The sequence below is a fragment of the Roseomonas acroporae genome, from assembly GCF_023223525.1.
GTDB classification, from domain to species: Bacteria; Pseudomonadota; Alphaproteobacteria; order Acetobacterales; family Acetobacteraceae; genus Roseomonas_E; species Roseomonas_E acroporae.
Genome location: NZ_JALPRX010000287.1, coordinates 1 through 545, shown reverse-complemented (window position 1 = coordinate 545; position 545 = coordinate 1). Strand labels below are relative to the sequence as shown.

General features: G+C 66.8%; 1 protein-coding gene. It reads left to right on the top strand.

The window, feature by feature from the left end; all coding sequences use genetic code 11:
• Positions 1-73: 73 nt before the first annotated feature.
• Entirely contained in the window at positions 74-544 is a 471-nt protein-coding gene (speD, locus tag M0638_RS28555; protein WP_248670348.1) for an adenosylmethionine decarboxylase, read from the top strand.
• Position 545 lies beyond the last annotated feature (1 nt).

Genomic DNA, 545 nt, shown 5'->3' with positions numbered 1-545 from the left:
TCATATGCCGCCGCCGTTGACCTGATCGACCGTCGATCAACCCGGTCATCTGCTGGTGGGAAAGGGGCCCGTCATGGAAGCTCTCGTCCAACTGGGGATGGTCTCGGATGCTCCGAGCGAAGCCCAGATTTCCGAGTCCTCGCCGGTCGAGGTGAACCACTTCGACGTGGCGAAGGACTACTTCGTCGAGCGCAACGGCGTGCGCTTCGCCGGCGTGCACCTGATCGTCGACCTGTGGGGCGCGACCAACCTCGCCGATCCCGCGCATATCGACGCGGTGCTGCGCGAGGGCGCGCTGACGGCGGGCGCCACCATCCTGCACGGGCACTTCCACCACTTCTCGCCGAATGGCGGCGTGTCGGGCGTGCTGGTGCTGGCCGAGAGCCACGTCTCGATCCACACCTGGCCGGAGCGGGACTACGCGGCGATCGACATCTTCATGTGCGGCGAGTGCGATCCGTACAAGGCGATCGCGGCGCTCAAGAAGGGCTTCCAGCCCGAGCGCGTGCAGCTCGCCGAGCACAAGCGCGGCATGGTCGGCTGAG

Excerpts from the sequence above, each read along its gene's own strand:
- speD (WP_248670348.1), top strand. The coding sequence starts at position 74 with ATGGAAGCTCTCGTCCAACTGGGGATGGTCTCGGATGCTCCGAGCGAA.